5 protein-coding genes are annotated in these 5,218 nt (G+C 48.8%); all 5 read right to left on the bottom strand.

The genetic code is table 11. The features are described 5' to 3' along the window. Positions 1-9 precede the first annotated feature (9 nt). Positions 10-570 (bottom strand): DUF4278 domain-containing protein, encoded by a 561-nt coding sequence (locus tag NZ772_07290; protein ID MCS6813360.1) that lies wholly within the window; start codon positions 568-570, stop codon positions 10-12. Positions 571-756: 186 nt separating this feature from the next. Continuing rightward, positions 757-2,082 carry a guanine deaminase gene (gene guaD, locus NZ772_07285; GenBank protein MCS6813359.1) on the bottom strand — a complete coding sequence of 442 codons (1,326 nt, stop codon included), beginning with the start codon at positions 2,080-2,082 and terminating at the stop codon, positions 757-759. 377 nt (positions 2,083-2,459) lie between these two features. Next, positions 2,460-2,783, bottom strand: a complete 324-nt coding sequence (locus tag NZ772_07280) for a YtxH domain-containing protein (GenBank protein ID MCS6813358.1) — start codon at positions 2,781-2,783, stop codon at positions 2,460-2,462. A gap of 93 nt (positions 2,784-2,876) precedes the next feature. Then, positions 2,877-3,689, bottom strand: coding sequence for an SDR family oxidoreductase (locus NZ772_07275; protein ID MCS6813357.1), 813 nt, complete (start codon positions 3,687-3,689; stop codon positions 2,877-2,879). 576 nt (positions 3,690-4,265) lie between these two features. Next, positions 4,266-5,156 carry a DUF4230 domain-containing protein gene (locus NZ772_07270; GenBank protein ID MCS6813356.1) on the bottom strand — a complete coding sequence of 297 codons (891 nt, stop codon included), beginning with the start codon at positions 5,154-5,156 and terminating at the stop codon, positions 4,266-4,268. Positions 5,157-5,218: the final 62 nt, after the last annotated feature.

Raw genomic sequence — 5,218 nt, 5'->3', positions numbered from 1 at the left:
GGACAGGTGTCAGTTTGCTTCTATAGTTGCATGGGTATCGGCTGTCGCAACCTCAGCATGAGTGGAGCTAGGCTGGTGAATATGCAACCGACAGTCTGCTCCCCGATATTTACCGGTCACCAATTTCTCATGGGTACTATCCTGTGCCGTGGATGGGGGTGTGTACTCACTGCCTCGGTACGTGAAGGATTTACCCGTCACCAGTTTTTCATGGGTACCTTGCTGTGAAGCTAATGGGGATTTATACTCACTGCCTCGATAGGTGAAGCGATGGGATGACGAGGCAGCCCCCTGATCAGCCAAGGCTTGCTCTTTGGACATAGTGGTCTCAGCCATGACACTTGCAGATTGCGGCTGCGATCGCTGATGTTGCCCTAGTGGTGTTACCTCAGGAATTGAGGATGTAGATGGCTCGACTTGTAGTGACTGTAGGGCACGCTGGGTTACTGCTAAACCAACTGCCAGCAGCACTAACTTAAGCTGCCACGGTGCAATGATAATGCACACAATCAGGAGAATCAGCCCTACTGCTCCTAAAACAGCGTTAACAATTGGAACGAAAAAAGACATAACAAACAGCGCCTCAACTCATTGAGCATTTACGTCATATGGGCATAAAGATAACAATGTTGTTGTCGATAACTAGAAGGGCAAGTCCCAGCAGCGTATAAGGACTAACCTTGCCGATTTGAAGATAACAAACGTCAGACTCTTACTTTAGCAGGACTGATCAGGTTGTGGGCTACTGAATTTGCTCTAGTTGCCATTTACTCTGGTAACTAGGGTACCGAACACGTACGTTGCATGAATAGCGCGATCGTCGCCTAGAATCAGGGTGGCGAATACGGTTTCCGCCAAATCAGTAAGGGTGGTTGCGATTGGCACAGCGTTGCGTAATGCCATGAGTGGCGTTGCTTGCACATCCACCACAATAAAATCTGCCTCCTTGCCAGGGTCAAAACTCCCAATCACATGATCTAGATACAACGCCCGTGCTCCGCCCAAGGTCGCTAGGAAGAGGGCTTTGAATGCAGAGAGGTTTTGCCGCCGCAATTGAGCAATTTTGTAAGCCTCGTTAGCTGTCTGGAGCATAGAAAAACTAGTGCCACCGCCAACATCAGTACCTAGCCCTACATGCACAGGACAATCAACGGATTTTGCTTTCTCAAGGCGAAACAGCCCACTGCCCAAAAACAGATTGGAGGTAGGACAAAAGGCGATCGCAGCTTTTGCCTCCGATAGGCGCTGAAACTCAGCGTCTGTAAGCTGGACACCATGGGCAAATACCGATCGCTCCTTCACTAGCCCAGCTTGGTCATACACATCCAAGTAGCCCTGACGATGGGGAAACAGTTCAGCAATCCATGCTACTTCATCCACATTTTCTGACAAATGCGTATGCAAGTAGACATCGGGAAATTCCTGCAACAATTTGCCTGCTAGAACCAGTTGCTCCTCAGTCGAGGTAGCTGCAAAGCGGGGGGTTACAGCATAGAGCAAGCGTCCACGTTTATGCCAGGTTTGAATCAGTCGTTTACTGTCATCATAGGCTGACTGGGCTGTATCTCTTAGGTAGTCAGGAGCGTTGCGATCCATCATCACTTTGCCCGCAATCATGCGGAGGTTGCGTCGCTCGGCTTCCTCAAAAAATGCTTCAGTGGATTGGGGAAACACAGCAGTAAATACTAAGGCGGTGGTGGTGCCATTCTTTAGCAGCTCATCCAAGAAAAAACCAGCAATGCGGCGAGCGTAGTCTTTATCTTGAAATTTTTTCTCGATCGGATACGTATAGGTATTCAGCCAGTCCAACAGTTGTTTGCCATAGGCGGCAATCATCTCCGTTTGGGGAAAATGAATATGGGTATCAATAAAACCAGGGAGGATGAGCTTATTAGGATAGGCAGTAATGGGGAGATGACTGTAGGTAGCACAGAGACGATCGTACTCACCAAAATCCTTGATTATTCCACCCTCTAGCACCAACAGGCCATCGGGAATGTAACGAACACTCGCTGCCTCTGGCGTATAGAAAGGGTCATCCACAAAATCTAGAAAAGCCCCACGAATAGCTGACAGCGTCATCCTTACTCCTCACATATTGGTTTATGTCCGCCCATCATCCTAGCAAGAATGCTGCTGACCAATATCAACAGAGACAGTCTTGGGGAGATCAAGCCGTCAGATGCTTACCTTCTCAATCTGGTTGACAATCCTTGCTCATGCAAATAGTCACATCACAGTACACAGGCTAGCTAAACGCTGTTAGTAAGGACTTCAGCTTACTACAAGCTGGAAGGGCGACAGTATTCTAATCTTCCCTCTGAACACCAAAAAAATACAGCATCACCACTAGCTGGATGCTGTATCTCTCTGTACATTAAGCAGCAGACGCTGACTATTCAGTTTGCTGTTAGATGTAGCGATTTCCTCAGTAGACACTCAATCAACACCATTCAGCCCTACTTCTTGTCACCATCGACCAGATCCTTGGCCTTGTCTACGAGGTCTTCAGCCTTCTCTTTCAGATCCTTTGCCACGTCTTCAGCTTTGTCCATGGCGACAGCGGCAGCATCCTTAACGTCCATGGTCATCACGTCAGTGATTTTCTTGACATTTTCTTCACCAATTACATCCTCAGCCTTGTCTTTGACGGCCTCAGCCACATCGCTAGCCTTATCTTTGATGGCCTCGGCAACATCGCCAGCCTTATCTTGAATGGCTTCAATTACATCACTGGCTTTGTCCTTCAAGTTTTCAACGAACGATTTCTTTTCTTCAGTCATGGTTGTGAGCCTCAAATCCAACGCCCAGATTTTAGCGCTTCTGTTAGAGAAATCCAAATATCTCTATCACCTCTGGCATAGAGACTTTAATGGTTAGGTTAATAGGCTGCGCATCATTTGGGTGAAGGCCCAATCAGGGAGCAATTTGCGTAGACCTAGGAGAGCTCCGGCATTTCCTCCGATCGGATATCGCATTTGATGGGTGCGATCGGTAGCGGCTTGGTAAATAGTAGCGGCAACGGCTTCTGGTGGAGAACCACTGGTACCAATGCGCTCCATGATAGGCATGACACGGCGAATCAACGCACGGTAGGCAGGAATATCGGTTTGATCAACAAAGACAGCCGATCGGCTGTAAAAATCCGTTTTGATTGGCCCCGGCTCAATTAGTTTGACTAGAATGTTGAACGGTTCCAACTCATAACATAAAGACTCAGAAAAGCCCTCTAGTGCCCACTTAGTACCGTGGTAGAGACTATAGAGCGGAAAAGTAACCCGCCCACCAATGGAAGATACATTGATGATGATCCCCTGCTGACGATCGCGCAGGTGTGGTAATACAGCCCGAATCACATGCATCACGCCAAACACATTGGTTGCAAACTGTTGCTCGATTTGCTCTGGGGTTGCTAATTCAAAGATGCCTATCAGACCATAGCCAGCATTATTGACCACCACATCAATCGAGCCAAATTTTTCTAGCGTCGCCTGTACGGCTTGCTGGACGGAAGACGGATCTGTAACATCCAAACGCGGACAAAATACGCGCTCTAGGGTCGCTAGGCTACCCGCATTAGCAGGCGATCGCATGGTCGCTGCCACCTGCCATCCCCGTTGCTGAAACAATTGGGCTGTAGCTTTGCCAATGCCGCTAGAAGCCCCGGTAATCAATACTGTTTTGGTCATAAACGTCGCAGGCCATAGATGACAAAGAGTTCTCCTGCACCTTAACAAACTTTGCTAACCAGCGGGTTGTGGGCATATAAAAATCCCTGACATTGCTGCCAGGGATTGGGGGGTTAGACGTTTGCACGTAATGATTACAAAATACGGCCAAGGTTAGCTAGGTAACCAGCGCCATGTTGCGGAAACTCCTCGGCAATCTGCACAGGGGTAGCAAGTCATCTATCAGCCTCTGACACAACCATCTTGCAACAAAAATCCCTGACATTACTGCCAGGGACTTGGGGGTTAGACGTTTGCACGTAATGACTACAGCATACGATCGAACAAGCTGAGCAACTAGCGCCATGTTGCGGAAACTCCTCGGCGATTTGCCCAAGACTGACCAGTCATGCGACTACAGCATTGAGTATTAACGCAATCTACTAGTACAATTGCTCACACAAAATACCATACAAAAATCCCTGACACTGTTGCCAGGGACTCGGGGGTTAGACGTTTGCACGTAATTATTCCTTTATAGTATTGGCAACCTGATCTCAATCACTAGCGCCATATGGCGGAAATATCTGCGCCGATTTACCGACTAAAGCTTGAGAAGGTCGTAGCTCGGAGAGGCTGGGCAACAGGCGGTGAGACTGCTTGGGGGGTCGGCAGTTGGGGCATGGGTGTAGCCTGAACAGACGGCAGAGTTGGGGCTGTCGGCGTAACCTGCGCAGATGTTCCCGGAGGAGGCGTAGGCAGAGTTGTCTGGGCAACGGCTGAAACATTACAGGCTGTTGGTTCTGGCAACTGCGTTTGCACCGTAACGTTTTGATAGCCCGATAGGCTGAGTAACCGAGTTACCACAAGTTCAGCTCGATCGTTGGCCTGTTGTAACAAGTTCGCATTGCAGGCAGCAGCAGTTACTTTCTCCAACGCTTCTCGCTCTGCCATTGTGAGCAACTCTGGGGCTATATCTGGCCCTAGGCTCAGGAAGCCACGATCGTAGTCATAGACCTGCGACCGGCTCACATCAATCTTACTGTCAATTAGTCGTGGAGATGGCAACCGAACTTGAATGCCGTTGTCAGCTACTAAAATATCTGTTGCTGTAATTTGGCTGAGATCAATCCCTGCCCGCACCTCTCCTCTAGCAATGTAAAGTAACTTGGTAGTGCCAACAGTAAGCCCCGCTAGGGTACGATCGCGGCTAGCGGGTACCACTGCTTCCATGGTGAATACGGCTGTTGTTAGTTCACTCACACCCCGAACTTCCTTGACGATCAAGGATCTCACATCTACTTGAGGTGACGGTTGCGGAGCAGTCACTCTATCGACAAGTTGACCAATAAACTGCCGTCCTGATCGCCAAGTGTCTAGCAGCATCAGCATCATAATTAGGAGGATGCCCCCGATCGACATCCACACTAGATTCTTGACTAGCAGCCAACAGCCACCTGCACCCCGTTCTCGTTGTTCATTGTTCATTGCATTTTGTGTATTGGGTAGTAATAAACAAGTGATTGATGTTACATACCAATTGATGTTGC

This window comes from Cyanobacteriota bacterium, from assembly GCA_025054735.1.
Taxonomy (GTDB): domain Bacteria; phylum Cyanobacteriota; class Cyanobacteriia; order SKYG9; family SKYG9; genus SKYG9.
This window is presented reverse-complemented; position numbering and strand designations above follow the sequence as displayed.